Origin of the sequence: Streptomyces sp. NBC_00012, from assembly GCF_045040875.1 — a bacterium.
GTDB lineage: Bacteria > Actinomycetota > Actinomycetes > Streptomycetales > Streptomycetaceae > Streptomyces.
The window spans coordinates 2,107,238-2,127,585 of the sequence record NZ_CP108309.1 but is presented as its reverse complement, the minus strand read 5'-3'; the positions used below and the strand labels follow the sequence as shown (position 1 = coordinate 2,127,585).

The following is a 20,348-nucleotide window of genomic DNA, read 5'->3' as shown; positions in this document are numbered from 1 at the left end:
GTATCGGGTCCGTCCGGCTCCGAGTAGCGGCCCGAGAGGTCCGGGGGGACGCTTGAGCCGTCCGTACGGAGTCACGAACCGACCCGGGAAGGTCACCGGTGGCCACCGAACAACCCCCGCGCCCCGCGGCAGGTCGTACGACGGTGAAGGCATCACCGTCGAGTACGACGTGCACCGCTGTCTGCACGCGGCCGAATGCGTACGCGGTCTCCCGTCGGTCTTCGATACCGGCCGCAAGCCGTGGATCCGGCCCGCCGGCGCCCCGGCCGACGACATCGCCGACGTCATCCAACGCTGCCCCAGCGGTGCCCTGCAGTACCACCGCACCGACGGCGCCCCCGACGAGGAGCCCGAGGTGCCGACCCATGTCTCGCTGCACTCCGACGGAGTGCTGCACCTGCGCGGGGACCTCGAAGTGGCCACCCCCGACGGGCCGCGCCAGGAGACCCGGGTGATGCTCTGCGGCTGCGGGCGCACCGGGAGCCGGCCGTACTGCGACCACAGCGGGGTCTGCGGCGAACACGGGTGAACCCGTCGCGCGGTGCCGGGCGCGGCGCGCCGTACGGGTGAAGCGCGGTCGGGGATATATCTGTATTGAGTGCCATTTGCCCGTTACGTATCGCCTGGCTCCGGGACGCCCGTCCGCGGCGGGCGCGGAACGCCCCCCGGGGTCGTATGACCGCGCTCATCGTCTGCCACTTCGTCCTGGCCGCCTTCGCGCGCCCGCTGGTACGGAGGCTGGGCACACGAGCCTTCGTCGTTCTCGCGCTGCCACCGGCCGCCGCCACCGTGTGGGCGGTCACGCAGTGGAACACCGCCGCGTCCGGCTCCGCAGTCACCTGGTCGTGGCGGTGGATGCCCGCGTACGACGTCACCGTCGCGCTGCGGTTCGACGCGCTCGCCGAACTGATGGTGCTGCTCGCGGCCGGGATCGGCACGCTCGTCCTGCTCTACTGCGCCTCGTACTTCACCGACGGGACCCCGCAACTGGCCGGATTCGCCGGGAACCTCCTGGCGTTCGCGGGCGCCATGCTCGCCCTCGTCCTCGCCGACGACTTGATCTCGCTCTATGTGTTCTGGGAGCTGACCACGGTCTTCTCGTTCCTGCTGATCGGGTACGACAGCGAGCAGAAGCACAGCCGCCGCTCCGCGCTCCAGGCGCTCACCGTGACCACCCTCGGCGGCCTCGCGATGTTCGTCGGCCTGATCATCGGTCGGTCGGCGGGCACGTACCGCATCTCCGCCATCCTCGCCGACCCGCCCCGGACGAGCATCGCCGTCTCCGTCGCGGTGGTGCTGATCCTGTGCGGAGCCCTGTCGAAGTCGGCGATCTGGCCGTTCAGCCTCTGGCTGCCGAACGCCATGGCCGCGCCCACACCGGTCAGCGCCTATCTGCACGCCGCCGCGATGGTGAAGGCCGGGGTCTACCTCGTCGCGCGGCTCGCGCCCGGCTTCGCCGACGTGCCCGTCTGGCGGCCCGTCGTGATCGTCCTCGGCGCCGCGACCATGCTGCTGGGCGGCTGGCGGGCGCTGCGCCTGAACGACCTCAAACTCGTCCTCGCCTACGGCACCGTCAGCCAGCTCGGCTTCCTCACCCTGCTCGCCGGGGCCGGTAACCGGGACACCGCGCTGGCCGCCGCCGTCATGATCCTGGCCCACGCACTGTTCAAGGCCCCGCTGTTCCTCGTCACCGGCATCGTCGACCATGCCGCGGGCACCCGTGATCTGCGCCGGCTCTCCGGCATCGGCCGGGCACTGCCGCACGTCTGCGCGGTCGCGGTGCTCGCCGCCGCGTCCATGGCGGCCCTGCCCCCGCTGCTCGGATTCGCCGCCAAGGAGGCCGCGTTCGACGCGCTGCTGCACGGATCGACCGCCGACCGCTGGGCGCTGGGCGTCACGGTCGCGGGCTCGGCGCTGACCGTCGCCTACACCGTGCGGTTCGTCTGGGGCGCGTTCTTCCGCAAGCCCGGGACCGAGGACACCCTGGTGCACCGGGTCGGCCCGGCGTTCCTCGCACCGCCCGCCCTGCTCGCACTCTGCGGGCTGGTGCTGGGGCCGGGCATCGGCTGGACCGACCGGCTGTTCAGCGCGTACGCCGACGCCTCCCCGCCGTCCGCGCATCCGTACCACCTCGCCCTCTGGCACGGCTTCGGGACAGCTCTGCTGCTCTCGGCCGTCGCCACCGCGGGCGGTGTGCTGCTCTTCACGGGGCGCGCCGCCGTGACCCGGCTCTCCCGGCGGATCGCCTGGCCGACCGCCGACAGCGTCTTCGGACACCTGCTGCTCGGCCTGGAACGGCTCTCCCTCCAGCTCACCGGCTTCGTCCAGCGCGGCTCGCTCTCCGTCTACCTCGCCACCACCCTGCTCGTGATGCTGGCCGGCCAGCTCACCGTCCTCGTCATGGACCGGCCCTGGCGGGGAGCCGTGGCCCCGAGGGTCTGGGACGTCCCCCTCCAGGGCGCCGTCGCCGTACTGACCTGCGCGGCCGCACTCCTCTGTCTCACCGTCCGCCGCCGGATGAAGGCCGTGGTCCTGGCCGGGCTGACCGGATACGGCGCGGCGCTGCTCTTCGTCGTCCAGGGCGGCCCGGACCTGGCGCTCACCCAGTTCTGCGTCGAGACCGTGTCGATGATCGTGTTCGTGCTGGTACTGCGGCGGATGCCGGTGCACTTCCAGGAGTCGGTCAGCACCTGGCGGCGCGCGGTGCGCATCCCGGTGGCCCTGGCCGCGGCGGCGACGCTCGGCGTGGTGGTGTGGGTCGCGGCGGCCGCCCGCGAGGCCGACCCGGCGGGCGCGGCCATGGTCGAGGAGGTCTCCCACCACGGGCTCAAGGACGTCGTGGCCACCATCCTGGTCGACCTGCGGTCCTGGGACACGATGGGGGAGTCGGCCGTGCTCGCCGCGGCGGCGGTCGGCGTCACGAGCCTGATCTATCTGCACCGCCGGACCGAGGGCCCGTCCCTGCGCGAAGAGGCACGGGGACCTACCGCCTGGTCATTGGCGGCACCCGGGATGACGGGGCTCCCGCTCGGCGACGAAGGGGCACCGGAGCGCGGCTGGCTCGCGGCCGGCTCGACACTGGCGCCCGAGCACCGCTCCGTCGTCTTCGAGGTGGTGGCCCGGCTGCTGTTCCACCCGGTCCTGGTGCTCTCGGTGTACCTGCTGTTCTGCGCCGAGAACGTGCCGGGCGGCGGCTTCGTCGCCGGGCTCGTCGCCGGACTCGCCCTGATCACCCGCTACCTGGCGGGCGGCCGGTTCGAACTGGCCGAGGCCGCCCCGCTCCAGCCCGGACTCTTCACCGGCCTCGGACTGTTCGTCTCCACCGGCGTCGCCCTCCTCGGCCTCGCCGACGGAACGGTCCTGCACACCTGGACGCACCACGGGCGGCTGCCGCTGATCGGCGAGTACCACATCGGTACGCCCGTCCTCTTCGACTTCGGGGTCTATCTGCTGGTCCTGGGCGTGGTGCTGGACATCGTGCGCGCGCTCGGCGCCAAGATCGACCGCCAGATCGAGCGCGAGGCGGCCGAACAGGCGGCCGCGGCGGTCACCGCCGCACCACCGCGCCCGGCACCCGGCACGGAAGGCACCCCCGGATGACCGTCAGCGCCTCCCTCCTGGCCACCGCCGCGGTGCTCTGCGCGGTCGGCGGCATCCTCATGCTCACCCGCCCGCTCACCCGCATCCTGCTCGGCGCGGTCATCGCCGGCAACGGCATCAACCTCCTCGTCCTCGCCGCGGGCGGCCGCGCCGGTGCGGAACCGCTCCTCTACGGCGTACCGCTGGGACGGGTCACCGACCCGCTGCCGCAGGCGATCGCGCTCACCGCGATCGTCATCACCCTCGCCACCACCGCGTTCCTCCTCGCCATGGCCTACCGCAGCCACCAGCTGACCGGCACCGACGAGGTCCACGACGACCTGGAGGACCGCCGGATCGCGCTGCGCGCCGAGGTACTGGGGGAGCGGGACGAACTGCGCGAGCGCTACCGGGCCGCCGACGACGTCACGGACGAGGAACGCACCCGGTACCGCGAGGAGCGCCGCCGGCTGCGGGCCCGGCTGCGTGCCGACCGCGCCCTCCAGGCCCGCGGCCGGGACGCCACCGGGGACCTCTGGCACGACGTACTGGGCGCCGACGCCGAGGACTACGCGGCCCAGCAGGCCCGCCCCGACGCCGACCCGGGAGCCGCCGGATGAACGCACTCGTCCCTCTGCCGGTGCTGCTGCCGCTCTGCGCCACCGGCCTCAGCCTCGCCTTCGGCACCCGCCTCAAACAGCTCCAGCGCCTCATCAGCCTCGCCGTGCTCACCGCCGTGCTCGGGCTCTCCGTCACCCTGATGACCGTCGCCGACACCCGCGGCCCGCTCACCGTCCACCTCGGCGACTTCGCCCCGCCGCTCGGCATCACGCTGGTCGCCGACCGGCTGTCCGGACTGATGCTGACCGTCTCCTCGACCGTCACCCTCTGCGTGCTGGTCTACTCGCTGGGCCAGGGCATGGCCGACCGGGAGGAGGAGACACCCGTCGCGGTCTTCCACCCGGCGTATCTGATCCTGGTCGCCGGGGTCTCCTGCACCTTCCTCGCCGGCGACCTCGTCAACCTCTACGTCGGCTTCGAGATCATGCTCGTCGCCAGCTTCGTCCTGCTCACCCTCGGCGGCACCGGCCCCCGCATCCGCGCGGGCTCCACGTACGTGATCATCTCGCTGTTCTCGTCGATGCTGTTCCTCACCGCCATCGCCATGACGTACGCGGCGACCGGTACCGCGAACTTCGCCCAGTTGGCCGGCCGCCTCGCCGGACTCCCGCTCGGCGTCCAGACCCTGATCCAGGCGATGCTGCTCACCGTCTTCGCCATCAAGGCCGCCGTCTTCCCGCTCGCCGCCTGGCTCCCCGACTCCTACCCGACCGCACCCGCCCCGGTCACCGCCGTCTTCGCCGGTCTACTCACCAAGGTCGGCGTCTACTGCATGCTGCGCACCGAGACCCTGCTCTTTCCCGGCAACCGGCTCGGTGATCTGCTGATGGCCGCGGCACTCGCCTCGATGGTCGTCGGGATCCTCGGAGCCGTGGCCCAGACCGACCTGAAGCGGCTGCTCTCCTTCACCCTCATCAGCCACATCGGCTACATGGTCTTCGGGATCGGCCTCGCCACCCGGGACGCGTACGGCGGCGCGATCGTCTACGTCGCCCACCACATCACCGTCCAGACCACGCTGTTCCTGGTGGCGGGGCTGATCGAACGCCGGGGCGGCACCACCGAACTCACCCGGATCGGCGGCCTCGCCAAGGCCGCCCCGCTGCTCGCCGCCCTCTTCTTCGTCCCCGCCATGAACCTCGCCGGCATCCCGCCGCTCTCCGGCTTCATCGGCAAGCTCGGACTGATGAGGGCCGGTGTCGCCGACGGCGGCGTCTGGGCGTGGATCCTCGTCATCGGGTCGGCGGTGGCCAGCCTCCTGACCCTGTACGTGATGGCCAAGGTCTGGAACCTGGCGTTCTGGCGGGCCGCACCCCCCGGACAGGCCGCCACCGGAACCGTCCTGGAGTCCGACTCGGACGAGGACGACGACGATGGGGACGCGGGCCCCGACCGGATCCCCGGCACCGGCGACGAACCGGTCCGCCCCCGCCACCAGCCCGCCGGGCGGGCGGTCGCGGCCACCCTGCACGGGCATGCCGTCACCACCACGACGAAACTGCCCCTGCCGATGACCGGGGCCACCGCCGCGACCGTCGCGCTCGGTCTCGCCTTCACCGTGTTCGCGGGCCCCCTGACCTCCTACACCGACCGCGCGGCCGCCGAACTCATCGCGCGGGCCCCCTACGTACAGGCGGTGCTCGGCCGTTGAAACGCCTGCTCAGGCTGTCCTTCCGGAACAAGGACCTGCCGCCCTTCAGCTGTGAGTTCGCCGGGCGCCGACGACGCGTGCTCGACCTCCCGCTCATCGCCTGGCTCACCCTCATCTGGGTGCTGCTCTGGTCCAGCCCGAACCCGGCCAACCTGCTCACCGGAGCGATCGTCGCCGTGGCCGTCTGCCTGGCCTTCCCGCTGCCCCGGGTCGACCTGGGGCTGCGCCTGCACCCCTGGGGCATCCTGATGCTCGCCGGGTACCTGCTCTACGACATGTACACCTCGGGCGTACGCGTCACCCGGCAGATCTTCGTCGACCACCCGCACCGGGCCGCCGTCATCGCGGTACCACTGCGCTGCCGCTCCGACCTGATGCTCGCGGCCACCGCCGTCGCCGTGTCCAACGTGCCCGGCGGATCGGTCGTCGAGGTACGCCGCGCCACGGCCACCGTCTTCCTGCACGTCCTCGACGCGGACCGGCCGGCCGTGCTCGACGCGGCTCGCCGCTCCGTCTGGCGCCTGGAACGGCTGACCGTACGGGCCTTCGGTACCGCGGACGAGATCGCCCGAGTGGCCGCACCGCCTCCACCGATCACCCCACTCACACCATCCGACAGGGAGGGCGACGCGTGAGCGCGCCGGAGACCGTCGACCGGGCGCTGCTCACCGCGGCCGTCGTGGTGATCGTCATCGCCGGAGCGGCACTGCTCGAACGCATCCGGCGAGGCCCCTCCATGCTGGACCGGGCCATCTCGCTCGATGTGTGCGCCGCCCTCATCATCGCGGGCCTCGGCGCGAAGTCCGCCTTCGCGCGCGACTCGTTCTACTTCCCGATCATGCTGGTGCTGGCGTTCCTCGGGTTCACCGGCTCGGTCGGCATCGCCCGCTTCATCGCCGTACGCGACCGGCCGCCCCGACGCCGCACGGACGGGGACGGCCCCGACAGCTCCGAGGGGAAACAGCGGTGAACGCCTGGCTCCGGATCCTCGACACGGCAGGCGCGGTCCTGGTCCTCATCGGCGCGGCCATCTGCCTGCTCGGTGTGATCGGGATGCTGCGGCTGCCGGACGTGCTCTCCCGCAGCCATGCCGCGACCAAACCGCAGACCCTCGGCATGCTCCTGGTCCTCGCCGGGGTCGCCCTGCGCCTGCGCAGCGGCATGGATCTGGCGACCCTCGGGCTGATCGGCTTCTTCCAGCTGATGACCGGCCCCGTCGCCGCCCATCTGGTGGCGCGATCCGCCTACCGGACCGGCCAGATCGACCACGGCGAGCTGCTCTTCGACGAACTGGACGAGCAGCTGACCGAGGAGAAGTGACGGCGACGGGGAAGGCCGCGCGAGGCGGCCATACGAATGCCCCGGACGGCTTCCCACCTGCGGGAGGCTCCCGCGACTAGCCTCCGCACCATGCTGCGCATCGCCGACACCCGCACCGGTCACCTCGTGGAAGTCCCCGCCGCACCGCGCCGACTGCTGCGCAGCTGCGTCCATCTGCCGGACATCGGCACAGGACCGGACACCGGCACCGGCGCTGGCATCGGCCCGCTGCACCTGCGCGTCCCACTGATCGGCGACGTCCTGGCCCGCACCGCGGAACTGAACGGCCTCCAGGTCGTCACGGTCCTCACCACCCCCGAGCTGACCCCCGACCGGGCCCGTGCGCTGGACCGGGTCATGGCGGTGCTCGGCATCCACCCGCCTGCCGTCATCGGCCCCCACCGCCCGGAGGCGGCCCTCGGCGGCCCGGCCGACGTCCACGTGGCCGCCCGGGACGCCGCCCCGGGCGACCTCGGGGGCGGAGCCCGGATCGAGGTGGGCGAGGTCGGCACGGCCCCGCAGGAGCAGGGCACCCCCACCCGGGAACTCCCGGGCGCACCTGACCCGTCGGACACCGCCGACCCCCTGGCCGTGCGCCTGCTGCTGCTCAGCAGCCCCTACGGAACGCCGGTCACGGTCACCGGCGCCGCGCTCGCCGAGGCCAGGCGGACGCTGCGCGACTGGCGCCGGTCGGTCGCCGACTGGGCGCAGGAGCCGTCCAGGCCGATCCCCGCCGACCTGCTGCGTCAGTCGTACGCGGCGCTCGCCGATGATCTCGACGTCGCCGCCGTCCTGGCCCTGCTGGCCGACCTGGCGGGACGCTCCGATGTGCCGCCGGGCGCCAAGTTCGAGACCTTCGCCCACCTCGACCGGGTCCTCGGCCTGGACCTGGCCCGCGACGTCGGCCACCAGCGCCCCGCGTCCGTGTGAGCGGGACAGCCGAGCGGACCGGCCCGCCGCGAAGGCCCGTCGATCAAACATCCCGGCTCCGGTACGCCGTCGGCGGACGGCCCAGGAGCTTCTTGAACGCGGCCGTGTAGGCGGCGGGGTTGTCGTAGCCGAGCAGGGCCGCGATGCGTGTGACGGGCGTACCCGCGGTGAGGTGCTGGAGGGAGTGCAGGACGCAGGCGCGCTGCCGCCACTGCGAGAAGGTCAGGCCGGTGCCGCGCCGGAACAGCCGGGCCAGGGTGCGTTCGCTGATGTTGAGCGCCGCGCACCAGCGCGCGGGCGGGTCGTGGACGTGCGGCTTCTGCAGGAACGCCTCGCACAGGCCGCGCAGCCGCGGATCGGACGGCAGCGGCACATCGAGGGGCAGCGGGGTGAGGTTCCTGAGCTCGTGGAGGATGAGGGCCGCGACCGCCGCGTCGCGGCTGTGCTCGGGGTAGTGCGGCTCCATCTCGACCGCTTCCAGGATCAGTTCCCGGAGCAGGGCGGAGACGTCGACGGCCTGGCAGCGGGACGGGAACCACGGCACGGCGGCGGGCTCGATGTAGAGGCTGCGGGTGCTGACGCCCCTCATAGCGACCTGGTGCCTGGTCCTGGGCGGGATCAGTACGGCGCGGGCGGTGGGGATCGTCCAGTTGCCGTCCGCCGTCTCGACCCGCATGACGCCGGTGGCCGCGTACAGGACCTGGGCACGGCGGTGCTCGTGCCGGGCGAGCAGGTGGTCAGGGGGGTAGTCGGTGCCGATGGCCAGCACCGCACGATCGAGCCCGTCCACCTCCGCGACCGGAATGTTCCGCATGCCGCGAGGCTACGCGGGATCACGAGCCATGTCTGCTGCGCGTAGACAGTAGGCAATTCATCGATTGCCCGCCAAGCCTGGCGCTCCCTAGTGTCGGACCAGTGCTGACCTCCTTCCTCACCCTCCTGTCCCTCGGCTGCCTGACCGGCATCACGACCGTGCTCTTCGGCTTCGGCGGCGGTTTCATCACGGTCCCAGTCGTCTACGGCGTCCTGACCATGACGGCACGCCCCGGAGCGGACGCGGACGCCATGCACATCGCCGTGGCGACCTCGGCGGCGGTCATGGTCGTCAACGCCGCGGCGGCGGCCCTGGCCCAGTGGCGTCAGGGCCGGCTGCGCCGTGAGTACGTCTGGCCGCTGGCGGCGTTCATCGCAGTGGGTGCCGTCGCCGGGGCCTTCGCGACGACCCTGATCGGCGGCACGGCGCTGCGCCTGCTGTTCGCCGCCTACCTGCTGATCACGATTGCCGACAGCCTGCTGAGGAAGGGCTTCCTCTCCGTGGCGCAACGGACCCGCCCGCAACCCCTGGAACGGCGAACCGTCACCTTCGGTGGCGTCGGCATCGGCCTCGTGGCGGCCGGCCTGGGGGTGGGCGGCAGCGTCATGACCGTCCCGCTCCTGCGGCGCAGGGGCCTTCCGATGGCCGAGGCGACCGCCATGGCCAACCCCCTCAGTGTCCCCGTAGCCGTGGCCGGAACCCTGGTCTACGCCCTCGCCCCCACCACTGCCGCCGGCCCGGGACAGCTCGGCTACGTCGACCTCACCGCGGGCGCCGCCCTGCTCATCGGCTCACTCCCCACCATCGCGGTGGCCAGACGCCTCACCGGCCGGGTCCCGGACCGGGTCCACTCCATCGCGTACGTCGCGCTGCTCGTGGTGGTACTGATCGTGATGCTGGCCATGGGACTCTGACGCCCGCCACGGACTCCGCCGCACGCCCACCCGGTCCGTGCGTACGGATCGGGCGGCCTGCGGCGGTGATTGTGTGTCAGATGTCCCGGAAGATCTCGATCTGCGCGCCCACGGAGTTGAGCCTTTCCGCCAGCTCCTCGTAACCGCGGTTGATCACATACACGTTGCGCAGTACGGACGTGCCCTCCGCCGCCATCATGGCGAGCAGCACCACCACGGCGGGCCGCAGTGCCGGCGGGCACATCATCTCGGCGGCGCGCCAACGGGTCGGGCCCTCGACCAGTACCCGGTGCGGGTCCAGGAGTTGGAGCCTGCCGCCGAGGCGGTTCAGGTCGGTGAGGTAGATGGCCCGGTTGTCGTAGACCCAGTCGTGGATGAGGGTCTGGCCCTGGGCCGAGGCGGCGATCGCCGCGAAGAAGGGCACATTGTCGATGTTGAGCCCGGGGAACGGCATGGGGTGGATCTTGTCGATCGGGGCCTCCAGCTTGGAGGGCCGGACCGTGAGGTCGACCAGGCGGGTGCGGCCGTTGTCGGCGGCGTACTCCGTCGTGCGGTCGCAGTCGACGCCCATCTCCTCCAGCACCGCGAGTTCGATCTCCAGGAACTCGATCGGCACCCGGCGGATCGTCAGTTCGGACTCCGTCACCACGGCGGCGGCGAGAAGGCTCATCGCCTCGACCGGGTCCTCGGAGGGGGAGTAGTCGACGTCCACGTCTATGTGCGGAACTCCGTGCACGGTCAGCGTGGTCGTGCCGATGCCGTCCACGCGTATGCCGAGCGCCTCCAGGAAGAAGCAGAGGTCCTGGACCATGTAGTTGGAGGATGCGTTGCGGATGACGGTCGTGCCGTCGTGCCGGGCGGCGGCCAGCAGCGCGTTCTCGGTCACGGTGTCGCCGCGCTCGGTCAGCACGATGGGGCGGCCGGGGGTGACCGAGTGGTCGACCTGGGCGTGGTAGATCCCCTCCGTCGCGGCGATCTCCAGACCGAAGCGGCGCAGCGCGATCATGTGCGGCTCGATGGTCCGCGTACCGAGGTCGCAGCCGCCCGCGTACGGGAGCTTGAACCGGTCCATGCGGTGCAGAAGCGGGCCGAGGAACATGATGATGGAGCGGGTCCGGCGGGCGGCGTCCGCGTCGATGGCGTCCATGTCGAGCCGCGCGGGAGGGATGATCTCCAGATCGGTTCCCTCGTTGATCCACCGGGTCCGCACGCCTATGGAGTTCAGCACCTCCAGGAGGCGGTAGACCTCCTCGATCCGGGCCACCCTGCGCAGCACCGTGCGGCCCTTGTTGAGCAGCGAGGCGCAGAGGAGTGCCACGCACGCGTTCTTGCTCGTCTTGACGTCGATGGAGCCCGAGAGCCGACGGCCGCCGACCACCCGCAGGTGCATGGGCCCGGCGTAGCCGAGCGACACGATCTCGCTGTCGAGTGCCTCACCGATGCGCGCGATCATCTCAAGGCTGATGTTTTGATTGCCGCGCTCGATGCGGTTCACGGCGCTCTGGCTGGTGGCGAGCGCCTCGGCGAGCTGACTCTGCGTCCAGCCCCGGTGCTGGCGGGCGTCACGGATGAGCTTGCCGATGCGTACGAGGTAATCGTCTGACATGGCGAAAGGCTATCTCAGATATGAGATGAGACCTGTGCCGGGGTGTGGTGTTCGGGTGACACCCGGGCGTGTCGGCACGGCATTTGCAGGCCGGGCCGGTATGAAATGCCCGGGTTCGGTGCGTACCGTGCGTTCCGTGCGTTCCATGGTGCGCCCGGACCGCCGAGTCCGCGTGCGGTGCGCGTCCGTACGGGGGACGGGGGTGGCCAGGGTGTCCGGAGCCGGTCTCCGGGAGCTTCCGGAGACCGGCGGTCGACTCCCGGCGGTCAGTCCTCGAAGCCGTTGTCGCGCAGGATGCCGTCGATACGGGCGCGATGCGCGGCCTCCCACGCGTCCAGGGATTCGCCGGCCTCCTTCGCCGCCTTCGCCCGGGCGTCGAGGAGCACCTGCTCGTGCCGGGCGCGGGGAACCACCACGATGCCTTCCTCGTCCGCCACCACGATGTCACCGGCGTCCACGTCCACACCGCCGCACCGCACGGGGCCATTGAGCGGCGCGACCGCCTTCTTCGTGCCGGGGATGGGGATGACGCCCCTGGCGAAGACGGGAAATCCCATCTCGCGCACCTCGGCGAGATCGCGGATCACGCCGTCGGCCACGAACGCCGCGATGCCCCGGCGTCGGGCGACGGCGCAGACGTTCCCGCCGGCCAACGCGTGGTCCACGTCCCCGGATTCGACGACGATGACGGCGCCGGGCTCCGCGCGGTGGATGGCCGCGTGGAGCATGAGGTTGTCGCCCGGAGGACACCGTACGGTGAACGCCGGACCGGCGACCCGCGGGACCGAGGGCCACAGCGGGCGGATGCCGATGTCCATGACCTGCCCGCGTCCCAGGAGATCGGCGAGGGTGGTCGGGGAGATGTCCTTGAACTCCTTGAACTCACCGGTGTCGTTCATGTTCCTCCATCGTCCGGGCCCACACGTCAGGTGTCGTACTGGCCGTCCCAGGGAGCGTAGAAGCCGAGCTGGTCGGGGTAGAGCTCGGCCCAGTCGTCCTCGCCGTCACTGTCTTCGTCGTCGCGGTGTTCGACGACCAGCCCGAAGAGCACGCCGTCGACCGTCAGCCGGAAGGGCCGGATGGCGATGTCGCCGTACTCGCGCTCGGGGAGGCCGTCGAGCAGCGCCGCCATCCACGCCTCCGCCCGTGCCGTCACGGAGTCGTCGCCATGGGGGTGTTCCCGCTGTTCGGCCCACGTTCCCGCGCATCGGATGTCCGAGCCGAGGTGCCGGCCCTCGTGGTCGAACCGGTGCAGGACGGCATAGAGGCGCTTGTGCTCCTCCCAGTCGTCGCCGACCGTGTACCCGTCCGGGAAGGCGTAGGTGACCGAGGCCAGGAACTGTCCGTCCGTGTACCGTCCGATGGTGTCGGTCCGGTAGTCCGGCTCGTGGGCGATGGGGATGATCTCGGGGACTGCCATGGCGAAACCATAGACGGACACGGACGGGCGCCGAGCGTGGTGGATCTCGGTCAACCCGCAGTGCGCACAGGTTGTTTCGGTGACCGGGGCGGTATCGCCTTCGCGGGGAGGGGCGAGTTGGTGATGGTGCGGATGCGCGAGCTGTACTACTACGACTACGTGCACGACTTCGGGCTCAGTGGCTTCGCCGCCGCGCTGTGCTCGCGGGTGACGCTCCGCACCGAAGAGCCGGTGGTGCTCGCTCTCGCCGGGGCGCAGGCGGAGGACGAGGACGACCAGCTCGGCAGGGACGTCCGGCTCCTGTTGGACTCCCCGTTGCCGGACGAGGTGCTCCACGCCGTGTGGCTGGCCGCCGTGCGCCGGAGCTTCGACCCGGCCGACGAAGGCACCGGCATTCGCCACTGGTTGCGCCGGGTCGCGGAGGTCTGCCCACCGCGCACGCGGGAGCGGGGACAGGCCGAGGCGGAGATCCTGGACGGGGCGCGGCCGACGGTGTCGGAGGAGGAGCTGCGCGAGGTCGTGGCGGCGGAGATCGAATCGGCCGCGGCCGCGCTCCGTCGCGCAGTGGCGGTACCGGACATCGTCCCGGCGCTGCTACGGGTCGTGCGCGAGGTGGATGCCGACCTCGGGTTCCGGCTGTTCCTGCGGGCCGCGAAGGCGTACTCCGTACCGATCGGCAAGGAGTCGTACGACCGGCTGCTGGGGATCGGTGAACTGCTGGCCCATCCCCTGATCGCCGTCCACGACGAGCTGAACGTGCGGTGGCCCGCCATCGACCCCGGCCGGCGCAACTTCGACCTCGGGCGTTTCGGGCTGCCGGTGCTCGCGAGCATGTTCCACGGCACGGACTGGAAGTACCAGGGCACCGTGGCGGAGAACCTCCGGAGTCTGGTCGGCAGCGACGCGGTATCCGCTCCGGGCTCGTACGCGGCGGTGCTGCTGGAGGACGTACGGCGGCTGCTGGACTCCGCACTGTCCGACGAGGCGGTCACCGCAATGTGGCGGACCGCCTCGAAGCGGTTGTACGTCGATGCGGCGTACGACAACGACGAGGGGTTCGATGCCGACGTGCGGGCCTGGCTGGAGCGGGTGGCTCGGGCGTGCCTGGATCGGCTGAGGGAGGTCGACCCCGTCTACGTGCCGTACCTGTCGCCCGCCCGGACCGATCTGACCGGGGCAGTGCTGCGCGAGGTCCGCGAGGCGGCGCGCACCGAAGCGGCCGAGGTGCGGGACGTGGCGCGCGTACTGGAGGACGTGGTCATCACCGTGGACCCGGACCTGGGCTTCCGTCTCCTCCTCCAGATCCTCTTCACGCACGACGTCCCCGTCCCCGACGCCCGGCGCGACCGCTACCGGACCCTCGGCGAACGGCTCGGATTCAGCCCTGACCACCTGGACGACCAGCTGCCGCGCCGGAAGGACTGATCCGCTGCCCGGCCGCGCGGCGGGGTTGCCCGCTGAGTACGGGTACTCATGTGCGGCAGGGCGCCGGTTGACAGGCTCCGCGGCATGACGAGTGGCAGAGGGGCGCTCACGGCCCTGCATCTCTTTCTGGTCTGGGCGATCATGGCGACCGCGGTGCCGACGCTCGGTTTCGGGCTGGTGGCGGTGGCCTGGGGCGGTGGTGCCGGTGCGACGGTGCCGGTCCTGGCCTTGGGCGCGCCGCTGATGGTGGCCCTGCTGGCCATGGCGGGGCTGCCGGTGAAGGACGTGGTGCCGCTGTGCGGTTCGGTGCCGCGGCGGTTGGGCTGGGCGGTACTGGTCTTCGTCCTCGGCACGCTCGGCGTCCTGTCGGGTCTGGCCGCCTACGGTGGGAACGTCGACCTGGGGAGCGCGGGTACCCGGATCGCGCTGACGGGGGTGCCGTACGCCGTGGCCGCGGCGTTCTTCGTGCCGGGCCGCTGGGTGCGGTCGGGGGCGCTGGTGGTGCTGGCGGCCGGGGTGGTCTACGGGGGCTTCGTCGGTCCGGCGCAGTCGCAGCGGCGTCAGCACGACGCGGAGGTCGCGCGGTACCGGGAGAAGCCGGAGCTGCTGTACCTGGGCGCCGCCCCGCCGGGCATGCAGGTGTCCCGAGCGGAGCTCGGTCCGGCCACCTTCGTCGTCGACTACCGCCCCGTCCGGGAGGGATACGAGTCGGGGTACGTGAGCCTCGTCGTGCGCTCGTCGTACACGCCGGAACCCCGGTGCCCCGAACTCGCGGAGAAGGACGTCACCTGCACGGTGGACGCGAACCGGGAGATGGCCATGGTCCGCGAATTTCCCGACGGCACCCGCGAGTTCACCCTTGTCCGCCGCCACGGGAAGGCGGAGGTCGCGGTCGCCAGCCAGACCCTTGACGAAACCGGGCTGCGCCGTCTCCTGGACACTCTGCACCCGCTGTCGGACCCGGAGCTGGGGGAGCTGATGCGGGAGAAGAAGATCGACCACCGGCTCTGAGCCCAGTTCGCTCCGGATCCCGGCAGCGGTCCCGCGCGCTCGGCCTCCGCCGGGAATCGCGCGGGCTGTGTCACGGTGCGAGTGAGTTCGAGTGCGACGGCGGTGGCACCCCCCGCCGAGGGAGCGCCACCCGCGTGTCGCACCGGCACCGACCTTGTGCCGCCCCTGCGTTGCGCCGGTTCCGCTCAGGCGGCGCGGCGGGCCCTGCGGCGGCGCACTGCGACGGCGGTGCCACCACCCGCGACGATCAGCGCGGCGGCCACACCGGCGATCGCCGCGGTGCTGTCGTTCGTGCCGGTCTCGGCGAGGTCGGAGCCCTTGGCCGCAGTCGACGGAGCGCTGTTGTTCGTGCCGGTCTCGGCGAGGTCGGAGCCCTTGGCCGCGGCCGGCCGGACGCTGTTGGTCTTCATGGTCTTGTCGATCCAGCCCGCGTAGGCGGGCGCGCTGGTGTAGAGGCCCGGTCCCTGCGAGCACGGCACGTTCGGGGCCCCGGGCCCCGAGGTGACGCCGATCAGTTCCCAGCGTCCGCCCCGGCCCTTTTGGACCTGCGGTCCGCCGGAGTCCCCGAAGCACGCCATGGCCTTGGGCACGGTGGTGATCGTGCACAGCCGGGTCCGGTCCGCGTAGCCGGGGGCGCACTCGGATTCGGCGCCCCTGCGGGTGTTCAGCTCCTGCAGCCGGTCCGGGAACTTGAACTCGGTGTCGACGGTGGTGCCGAAGCCCAGGAGCCGGGTCGGCGTGCCGGGCTTCCCGGGCTGATCGGCGATCTTGATGGGTTGCTGGGCGACCGGGCGGTCCAGGCGTATCAGCGCGATGTCGTTCTTGTTGGCGGCCTTGTTGTCGCCGTTCACATAGCCGGGGTGGACGAAGGTCCGGTCGATCTTCCGGACGGTGCCGCCGGACTTGCGATGGTCGCTGCCGACGCGCACGATGCCGTCCAGCTTGATGCCCTCGACCTTCAGGCAGTGAGCCGCCGTCAGCACCCACTGCTGATCGATCAGCGACGCCCCGCAGTTCCCGTCGATCAGACCCTGGTCCGGGGCCGACTCCGGGATGGTCGCCATGAACGGGTAGGTCTCGGTGGAGTCCGACCCGTTGACGATGGCTGAGGCGCTGCCGGCCATAACAGTGACGCAGGCCGCGGCCGCGAGAGCGCCGACTGCAGCGGTGCGGGCGGTACGGCGGCGCGGCGGCTTGAAGCTGAACACAGATGGTTCCCTCTTGCTCGGTGGATCCGTATGCGTTCAGCCTCGTCATCCGAGACCTGCCGGACCATCCGGGCAACCGGCCTCCCGATGCTGTGGTCAGCCCCCCTCGAATACTGAGGAAGGCGTGAGCCGCCCGGCCGCCGCGTCCGCCCGGCCCGGACCGCTGGGCCAGGACCCCGACACCTTTCTCAAGCGAAAACGATGGCCGCTCCGGTCGCGATGGAGAGTTTCGCGGCTCGGAGGAGTTGCAGGCAGCCATAGGACTCGACACCGTAGCGCTGCCATCCCTCGGCGGCCGGCTCCTCGGAATCGGCGGCGTCGACGACCTCTTCGGAATCCGGATCGAGGTCTTCGGGAAGGCCGAGGGCCAATGCGAGCCGACGGACTTCCGCCAGCAGCCGCACCGAGGAGCCGAGGTGGCGGCCCGGCGTCTTCTGGCTCACGATGACGTGGGCGAAGTCCACGGGGACGTAGTAGCCCTCGCAGTCCGAATGATGGATCAGATGGTCGAAAGGTTCAGGAGGATCACTTGGGAGTGCCTCGTAGACCTTCCTCAGGAGGGGATCGTCGCTCGCACGCCGGTCCTCGCCCAGCGGCTCGGGCAAGCACCCGCTCGCCGCCAGGTGAACGGCGAGACGACGAACGGCGTGCAGGCCCGAGTAGCCCCCCATCTCGAACTCCGTGACCTGCACCCCGACCGGATCGGGCTCGGTCCACCGCCCCGCTCCCGCACGCTCCAGCAGCTCGCCGATCGCGACAAAGTCGGCACGGACCATTCCGGCGCAGTCGTCACGGGCGTTGCCGGGCACACCGACGATCATGTTCAGACCCATGCCCCGATCCTTCCAGTACAGATCGGACGACCACGCCTTGCCCTGCCCCCGCATGACCGTGCGGCGGTGATGTACTAGAGTTATCTCGACATCGAGATATATGCCGAAGGCGCACCGCAGTCCGCCGGCCGGTAAGGGTTACCTAACTAAGCCTTACCTTAGCGGATGGTCGAGGGGCCGTAGGCGGCACCACGCGGCGCCCGCCGTAATGAGGCGCGGCGCGGAGTACGCGCACATTGATGAAGGAGACTGTCGTGTCGGCGAACAGCTTCGACGCCCGCAGCACGCTGCGCGTGGGCGACGAGTCGTACGAGATCTTCAAGCTGGACAAGGTCGAGGGCTCCGCGCGCCTCCCCTACAGCCTGAAGGTGCTGCTGGAGAACCTGCTCCGCACCGAGGACGGCGCGAACATCACCGCCGACCACATCCGGGCGCTCGGCGGCTGGGACTCCCAGGCGCAGCCCAGCCAGGAGATCCAGTTCACGCCGGCCCGCGTGATCATGCAGGACTTCACCGGTGTGCCGTGTGTCGTGGACCTCGCCACCATGCGTGAGGCCGTCAAGGAGCTGGGCGGCGACCCGGCCAAGATCAACCCCCTCGCCCCGGCCGAGCTGGTCATCGACCACTCCGTCATCGCCGACAAGTTCGGCACCAACGACGCGTTCGCGCAGAACGTCGAGCTGGAGTACGGCCGCAACAAGGAGCGCTACCAGTTCCTGCGCTGGGGCCAGACCGCCTTCGACGAGTTCAAGGTCGTCCCCCCGGGCACCGGCATCGTCCACCAGGTCAACATCGAGCACCTGGCCCGTACGGTCATGGTCCGGGGTGGCCAGGCGTACCCCGACACCCTCGTCGGCACCGACTCGCACACCACCATGGTCAACGGCCTCGGCGTGCTGGGCTGGGGCGTCGGCGGCATCGAGGCCGAGGCCGCGATGCTCGGCCAGCCGGTCTCCATGCTCATCCCGCGCGTCGTCGGCTTCAAGCTGACCGGCGAGCTCCCGGCCGGCACCACCGCCACCGACCTGGTGCTGACCATCACCGAGATGCTCCGCAAGCACGGTGTCGTCGGCAAGTTCGTCGAGTTCTACGGTGAGGGCGTCGCCGCTACCTCGCTCGCCAACCGCGCCACCATCGGCAACATGTCGCCGGAGTTCGGCTCCACCGCCGCGATCTTCCCGATCGACGACGAGACGCTGAAGTACCTGCGCCTGACCGGCCGCGACGAGCAGCAGGTCGCGCTCGTCGAGGCGTACGCCAAGGAGCAGGGCCTCTGGCTCGACCCGGCCGCCGAGCCGGACTTCTCCGAGAAGCTGGAGCTGGACCTGTCGACGGTCGTCCCGTCGATCGCCGGCCCGAAGCGCCCGCAGGACCGCATCATCCTCGCGAACGCCAAGGAGCAGTTCGCCCAGGACGTGCGCAACTACGTCTCGGACGACGAGGAGTCGGGCAAGGAGTCCTTCCCGGCCTCCGACTCCCCGGCCGCCCACAACGGCGTCCCGTCGAACCCGACCACGGTCACGGCCCCCGACGGCACGACGTACGAGATCGACCACGGCGCCGTCACCGTCGCCGCGATCACCTCCTGCACCAACACCTCGAACCCCTACGTCATGGTCGCCGCGGCGCTCGTGGCGAAGAAGGCGGTCGAGAAGGGCCTGACCCGCAAGCCGTGGGTCAAGACCACCCTCGCCCCGGGCTCGAAGGTCGTCACCGACTACTTCGACAAGGCGGGCCTGACCCCGTACCTCGACAAGGTCGGCTTCAACCTCGTCGGCTACGGCTGCACCACCTGCATCGGCAACTCCGGCCCGCTGCCGGAGGAGGTCTCCAAGGCGGTCAACGAGCACGACCTGGCCGTGACCTCGGTGCTCTCCGGCAACCGTAACTTCGAGGGCCGGATCAACCCCGACGTCAAGATGAACTACCTGGCGTCCCCGCCGCTGGTCGTCGCGTACGCCATCGCCGGTTCGATGAAGGTGGACATCACCAAGGACGCCCTGGGCATCGACCAGGACGGCAAGCCGGTCTACCTCGCGGACATCTGGCCCTCCGAGGCCGAGGTGAACGACGTCGTCGCCAACTCCATCGGCGAGGACATGTTCAACAAGTCCTACCAGGACGTCTTCGCGGGCGACGCCCAGTGGCAGGCGCTGTCGATCCCGACCGGCAACACCTTCGAGTGGGACCCGCAGTCCACCTACGTGCGCAAGCCCCCGTACTTCGAGGGCATGACGATGGAGACGACCCCGGTCGCCGACATCACCGGCGCGCGCGTGCTCGCCAAGCTGGGCGACTCGGTCACCACCGACCACATCTCCCCGGCCGGTGCGATCAAGGCCGACACCCCGGCGGGCAAGTACCTCACGGAGCACGGCGTCGAGCGTCGTGACTTCAACTCCTACGGCTCGCGCCGAGGCAACCACGAGGTCATGATCCGCGGCACGTTCGCCAACATCCGCCTGCGCAACCAGATCGCGCCGGGCACCGAGGGTGGCTTCACCCGCGACTTCACCCAGGCCGACGCGCCGGTGTCGTTCATCTACGACGCCTCGCAGAACTACCAGGCCGCCGGCACCCCGCTGGTCATCCTGGCGGGCAAGGAGTACGGCTCCGGCTCGTCCCGCGACTGGGCCGCCAAGGGCACCGCGCTCCTCGGCGTCAAGGCCGTCATCGCCGAGTCCTACGAGCGCATCCACCGCTCGAATCTCATCGGCATGGGCGTCCTCCCGCTCCAGTTCCCGGAGGGCGCGACCGCCGAGTCCCTCGGCCTGACCGGCGAGGAGACCTTCTCCTTCACCGGCGTCGAGGAGCTCAACAACGGCACCACGCCGCGCACGGTCAAGGTGACCACCGATACCGGTGTGGAGTTCGACGCGGTCGTCCGCATCGACACCCCCGGTGAGGCGGACTACTACCGCAACGGCGGCATCATGCAGTACGTGCTCCGCAGCCTGATCCGCAAGTAGTCGCGAGGCAGGCAGCAGAGCCGAAGGGCCGCACCCCGGAGTCCCGG

18 protein-coding genes are annotated in these 20,348 nt (G+C 71.0%); 12 read left to right on the top strand and 6 right to left on the bottom strand.

Annotated elements, in window-relative coordinates; translation table 11 throughout:
• Positions 1-52 precede the first annotated feature (52 nt).
• The 8 genes from OHA19_RS09830 to OHA19_RS09795 all read left to right on the top strand — a co-directional run bounded on the left by OHA19_RS09830 (position 53) and on the right by OHA19_RS09795 (position 8,101).
• Entirely contained in the window at positions 53-529 is a 477-nt protein-coding gene (locus OHA19_RS09830) for a (4Fe-4S)-binding protein (RefSeq protein ID WP_405717216.1), read from the top strand.
• Between the two features lie 146 nt (positions 530-675).
• Positions 676-3,600: a Na+/H+ antiporter subunit A gene (locus tag OHA19_RS09825; protein ID WP_405749924.1), complete on the top strand. Its 2,925-nt coding sequence runs from the start codon at positions 676-678 to the stop codon at positions 3,598-3,600.
• Positions 3,597-4,199, top strand: coding sequence for a Na(+)/H(+) antiporter subunit C (locus OHA19_RS09820; protein ID WP_405717221.1), 603 nt, complete (start codon positions 3,597-3,599; stop codon positions 4,197-4,199). The genes OHA19_RS09825 and OHA19_RS09820 overlap by 4 nt, the downstream gene beginning before the upstream one ends.
• A complete protein-coding gene (locus OHA19_RS09815) occupies positions 4,196-5,851 on the top strand; it encodes a Na+/H+ antiporter subunit D (RefSeq protein WP_405717224.1) in 1,656 nt (551 codons plus the stop codon). Before OHA19_RS09820 ends, OHA19_RS09815 begins: the two co-directional genes overlap by 4 nt.
• Positions 5,848-6,486 (top strand): Na+/H+ antiporter subunit E, encoded by a 639-nt coding sequence (locus OHA19_RS09810; protein WP_405717226.1) that lies wholly within the window; start codon positions 5,848-5,850, stop codon positions 6,484-6,486. The genes OHA19_RS09815 and OHA19_RS09810 overlap by 4 nt, the downstream gene beginning before the upstream one ends.
• On the top strand, positions 6,483-6,821 hold the full coding sequence (locus OHA19_RS09805) for a monovalent cation/H+ antiporter complex subunit F (protein ID WP_405717228.1): 339 nt from the start codon (positions 6,483-6,485) through the stop codon (positions 6,819-6,821). Before OHA19_RS09810 ends, OHA19_RS09805 begins: the two co-directional genes overlap by 4 nt.
• Positions 6,818-7,171 (top strand): monovalent cation/H(+) antiporter subunit G, encoded by a 354-nt coding sequence (mnhG, locus tag OHA19_RS09800; RefSeq protein WP_405749922.1) that lies wholly within the window; start codon positions 6,818-6,820, stop codon positions 7,169-7,171. Before OHA19_RS09805 ends, mnhG begins: the two co-directional genes overlap by 4 nt.
• A 90-nt stretch (positions 7,172-7,261) precedes the next feature.
• Positions 7,262-8,101: a hypothetical protein gene (locus OHA19_RS09795; RefSeq protein WP_405717234.1), complete on the top strand. Its 840-nt coding sequence runs from the start codon at positions 7,262-7,264 to the stop codon at positions 8,099-8,101.
• A 43-nt stretch (positions 8,102-8,144) separates the two neighbouring features.
• Here OHA19_RS09795 and OHA19_RS09790 read toward each other — a convergent pair whose 3' ends face one another.
• Entirely contained in the window at positions 8,145-8,915 is a 771-nt protein-coding gene (locus OHA19_RS09790) for an AraC family transcriptional regulator (RefSeq protein ID WP_405749921.1), read from the bottom strand.
• A gap of 101 nt (positions 8,916-9,016) precedes the next feature.
• Between OHA19_RS09790 and OHA19_RS09785 the strand changes: the two genes are divergently transcribed.
• Positions 9,017-9,829, top strand: a complete 813-nt coding sequence (locus tag OHA19_RS09785) for a sulfite exporter TauE/SafE family protein (protein ID WP_405749919.1) — start codon at positions 9,017-9,019, stop codon at positions 9,827-9,829.
• Between the two features lie 76 nt (positions 9,830-9,905).
• Here the strand turns inward: OHA19_RS09785 and OHA19_RS09780 are convergent, their stop codons facing one another.
• The 3 genes from OHA19_RS09780 to OHA19_RS09770 form a co-directional block, all read right to left on the bottom strand.
• Complete coding sequence (locus tag OHA19_RS09780) at positions 9,906-11,435, bottom strand: helix-turn-helix domain-containing protein (protein ID WP_405717355.1); 1,530 nt, start codon at positions 11,433-11,435, stop codon at positions 9,906-9,908.
• 266 nt (positions 11,436-11,701) lie between these two features.
• The gene (locus OHA19_RS09775; RefSeq protein WP_405717358.1) at positions 11,702-12,334 is read right to left on the bottom strand and encodes an RraA family protein; all 633 of its coding nucleotides are present in this window, start codon (positions 12,332-12,334) and stop codon (positions 11,702-11,704) included.
• Positions 12,335-12,360: 26 nt separating this feature from the next.
• Positions 12,361-12,855 (bottom strand): hypothetical protein, encoded by a 495-nt coding sequence (locus tag OHA19_RS09770; RefSeq protein ID WP_405717361.1) that lies wholly within the window; start codon positions 12,853-12,855, stop codon positions 12,361-12,363.
• 36 nt (positions 12,856-12,891) lie between these two features.
• Between OHA19_RS09770 and OHA19_RS09765 the strand changes: the two genes are divergently transcribed.
• Positions 12,892-14,280 carry a hypothetical protein gene (locus OHA19_RS09765; RefSeq protein ID WP_405749918.1) on the top strand — a complete coding sequence of 463 codons (1,389 nt, stop codon included), beginning with the start codon at positions 12,892-12,894 and terminating at the stop codon, positions 14,278-14,280.
• Between the two features lie 84 nt (positions 14,281-14,364).
• Positions 14,365-15,291, top strand: coding sequence for a hypothetical protein (locus OHA19_RS09760; RefSeq protein ID WP_405749917.1), 927 nt, complete (start codon positions 14,365-14,367; stop codon positions 15,289-15,291).
• Positions 15,292-15,476: 185 nt separating this feature from the next.
• On the opposite strand, the gene OHA19_RS09755 is transcribed toward OHA19_RS09760, so the two are convergent.
• Positions 15,477-16,499, bottom strand: coding sequence for a S1 family peptidase (locus OHA19_RS09755; RefSeq protein ID WP_405749916.1), 1,023 nt, complete (start codon positions 16,497-16,499; stop codon positions 15,477-15,479).
• A gap of 188 nt (positions 16,500-16,687) precedes the next feature.
• Positions 16,688-17,332, bottom strand: coding sequence for a hypothetical protein (locus OHA19_RS09750; RefSeq protein WP_405749915.1), 645 nt, complete (start codon positions 17,330-17,332; stop codon positions 16,688-16,690).
• Between the two features lie 254 nt (positions 17,333-17,586).
• Between OHA19_RS09750 and acnA the strand changes: the two genes are divergently transcribed.
• A complete protein-coding gene (gene acnA / locus OHA19_RS09745; RefSeq protein WP_405717375.1) occupies positions 17,587-20,301 on the top strand; it encodes an aconitate hydratase AcnA in 2,715 nt (904 codons plus the stop codon).
• Positions 20,302-20,348: the final 47 nt, after the last annotated feature.

Excerpts from the sequence above, each read along its gene's own strand:
- OHA19_RS09820 (WP_405717221.1), top strand. The coding sequence starts at position 3,597 with ATGACCGTCAGCGCCTCCCTCCTGGCCACCGCCGCGGTGCTCTGCGCG.
- OHA19_RS09760 (WP_405749917.1), top strand. The coding sequence starts at position 14,365 with ATGACGAGTGGCAGAGGGGCGCTCACGGCCCTGCATCTCTTTCTGGTC.
- OHA19_RS09770 (WP_405717361.1), bottom strand. The coding sequence starts at position 12,855 with ATGGCAGTCCCCGAGATCATCCCCATCGCCCACGAGCCGGACTACCGG.
- OHA19_RS09825 (WP_405749924.1), top strand. The coding sequence starts at position 676 with ATGACCGCGCTCATCGTCTGCCACTTCGTCCTGGCCGCCTTCGCGCGC.
- OHA19_RS09780 (WP_405717355.1), bottom strand. The coding sequence starts at position 11,435 with ATGTCAGACGATTACCTCGTACGCATCGGCAAGCTCATCCGTGACGCC.
- OHA19_RS09815 (WP_405717224.1), top strand. The coding sequence starts at position 4,196 with ATGAACGCACTCGTCCCTCTGCCGGTGCTGCTGCCGCTCTGCGCCACC.
- OHA19_RS09790 (WP_405749921.1), bottom strand. The coding sequence starts at position 8,915 with ATGCGGAACATTCCGGTCGCGGAGGTGGACGGGCTCGATCGTGCGGTG.
- OHA19_RS09750 (WP_405749915.1), bottom strand. The coding sequence starts at position 17,332 with ATGGGTCTGAACATGATCGTCGGTGTGCCCGGCAACGCCCGTGACGAC.
- OHA19_RS09795 (WP_405717234.1), top strand. The coding sequence starts at position 7,262 with ATGCTGCGCATCGCCGACACCCGCACCGGTCACCTCGTGGAAGTCCCC.
- OHA19_RS09775 (WP_405717358.1), bottom strand. The coding sequence starts at position 12,334 with ATGAACGACACCGGTGAGTTCAAGGAGTTCAAGGACATCTCCCCGACC.